Raw genomic sequence first — 2,461 nt, 5'->3', positions numbered from 1 at the left:
TCGGCGAGATCTATGAGTTCGTCATCCCCGCCTCGCTCGGCTACGGCGGCCGCTGGGTCGGCGGCGACGAACTGCCGCCCAACTCGACCCTGCGTTTCTCGGTCGAACTTCTGGACGTGACGCCGGCGACCTGATCGGACAATCCTCCCATGGCTCCGCTTCGTTCAGACACCCTCGCCTCGGCCCTGTCGCGCATCTTCGAGGGGCCGATGATCGATCGGGCCAGTTGGTTCGCCCTGACCGGGGGCGAGCGGCTGTTCGCAGCGGGGGACCCGTCCGACACCCTGTATCTGGTCCGCTCGGGCCGTCTGGGCGTCTTCCATAGCGAGCCGGATCAGCCGGTCCATCTGCTGGGCGTCGTGCGCCCCGGCGAACCGGTCGGCGAAATGGCCATGCTGGCGGGCACGGCCCACACCGCCGACGTCGTCGCCCTGCGCGACACCGAGATCCTGGCCCTGCCGCGCGAGGCCTTCTTCGAGGCCGCCCGGACCGAGCCGGACCTGATGGTCGAACTGTCGCGGCTGATGATCCACCGCGCCCGCGAACGGGCCGGCGGTGCGGCCGAACCCAGCGTCTTCGGCTTCGTCTCGGCCCGCCCCCGTCCGATCCGCGCCTTCGTCGAACGGATCGCCGCCGCGGTCCAGGCCATGGGCTTCACCTGCCGGGTCATCGACCAGTCGGCCCTGACCTCGGCCGCCGAATGGTTCAGCCGGGTCGAGGACGATCACGACTATGTCCTCTATGTCGCCGAACTGGACCAGCCGGCCTGGGCCGAACTGTGCGCCCGCCAGGTGGACCGGCTGTTCATCGTCGGCAGCGGGCTTCTGGCTCCGCCCGCCGACCTGCCCCGGCGTATGGGCTTCGGCGACGGTCGCCGTCTGACCGATCTGATCCTGCTGCGTGATCCGCGCATGAACCAGCCGGCCAACACCCGGGTCTGGCTGAACGTGCTCCAGCCAGACCGCTGGTTCCACTGCGTCGCGGGGGTCGAGGCCGACACCGCCCGCATGGCCCGGGTCATCACCGGCACGGCCGTGGGCCTGGTCCTGTCGGGCGGCGGCGCGCGCGCCTATTGCCACATGGGAGCGGTCAAGGCGCTGGAAGAGGCCAAGGTCCCCATCGACTTCGTCGGCGGCGCCTCAATGGGGGCGGTCGTGGCCGCCGGCCCGGCCCTGGGCTGGTCGTTCGAACGACTGGACTATGAGATTCGCCGCGCCTTCGTCGATTCCGACCCCCTATCTGACCTAGCCTTTCCCATCATCGCCATGTCGCGCGCCCGCAAGGTGGCCCGTCTGCTGGAACGGGCCTATGGCGACATCGACCTGGCCGACCTGCCCCTGCCCTTCTTCGCGGTCTCCTCCAACCTGACCTCGGGCCGGATCGAGGTTCATCGCACCGGCCTGATGCGGCGGGCAATGCGCGCCTCCATCGCCATTCCGGGCGTCCTGCCGCCCGTCGTCATCGACGGTCAGGTGCTGGTGGACGGGGCCGTGCTGAAGAACTTCCCCACCAGCGTGATGCGCCAGCTGAACAGCGGCCCCATCATCGGCGTGGACATGTCCCAGACGCGCGGCGTCGATCCGGCCGGGCTGGAAAACCCGCCGTCCTGGTGGAAATGGGTGCTGTCGGGCGCGTGGAAGGCCGGCCCGCCCATCGTTTCCATCCTGATGCGCTCGGCGACCATCACCACCGACGCCGAGATGGAGCAGTCGCGCGCCGCCGCCGATGTCCTGATCCTGCCCAAGATCGGCGGGACCGACATCCGCGACTGGAAGGCCTATGACGAGCCGGTCGCCGCCGGCTACGAGGCGACCAAGGCGGCCCTGGCCGACCTGACCGTCCCCGTCACCCACCTGCGGCGGAGGCTGCGCGATCACTGAAACCCTCCGCTCATCCCCGCGAAAGCGGGGATGAGCGAAATGAAGGACCTAAAGGGGCGCGCAGACCCGCTCCAGCCAGGCCCGGACGTCGCCCTCGACCAGGGGCCCGACCTTGGCCAGGGTCTCGGCGTGATAGGCGTCGACATAGGTCCGCTCGTCCGGCGTCAGCAGATCGACCGCGATCAGCTTGCGGTCTATCGGCGCAAAGGTCAGCTGCTCGAACCCGTGCATCGGCCGCTCGCCGCCCTCGGGCACCACGGCCGGCGTCACCACCTGCAGGGTCTCGATGCGGATGCCCCAATGGCCTTCGCGGTAATAGCCGGGCTCGTTGGACAGGATCATCCCCTCCAGCAACGGCTGGCTGGTGCCCCATTTGGCGATCCGTTGCGGCCCCTCATGGACCCCCAGATAGGATCCGACGCCGTGGCCGGTGCCGTGGTCATAATCCAGCCCCGCCGCCCACATCGGCGCCCGGGCGATGGCGTCCAGGGCCATGCCGCTGGTCCCCGCCGGGAAGCGGATCGTCGCCATGGCGATATGGGCCTTCAGCACCAGGGTGAACTTGTGACGCTGGTCCGCCG

The 2,461-nt window shown here is 69.5% G+C and carries 3 protein-coding genes; 2 read left to right on the top strand and 1 reads right to left on the bottom strand.

What is annotated here, in order from left to right:
• The first annotated feature begins 8 nt into the window (after nucleotides 1–8).
• Nucleotides 9–134 (top strand): FKBP-type peptidyl-prolyl cis-trans isomerase, encoded by a 126-nt coding sequence (locus ACK4MH_RS15575; RefSeq protein ID WP_409720003.1) that lies wholly within the window; start codon nucleotides 9–11, stop codon nucleotides 132–134.
• Between the two features lie 15 nt (nucleotides 135–149).
• Entirely contained in the window at nucleotides 150–1,880 is a 1,731-nt protein-coding gene (locus ACK4MH_RS15570) for a patatin-like phospholipase family protein (RefSeq protein ID WP_409720001.1), read from the top strand.
• 48 nt (nucleotides 1,881–1,928) lie between these two features.
• Here the strand turns inward: ACK4MH_RS15570 and ACK4MH_RS15565 are convergent.
• The coding region (locus ACK4MH_RS15565; protein ID WP_409719999.1) for a M24 family metallopeptidase at nucleotides 1,929–2,461 on the bottom strand (533 nt) is incomplete at its 5' end.

This window comes from Brevundimonas sp. (genome assembly GCF_046295075.1).
In the GTDB taxonomy this organism is placed as follows: domain Bacteria; phylum Pseudomonadota; class Alphaproteobacteria; order Caulobacterales; family Caulobacteraceae; genus Brevundimonas.
This window is presented reverse-complemented; position numbering and strand designations above follow the sequence as displayed.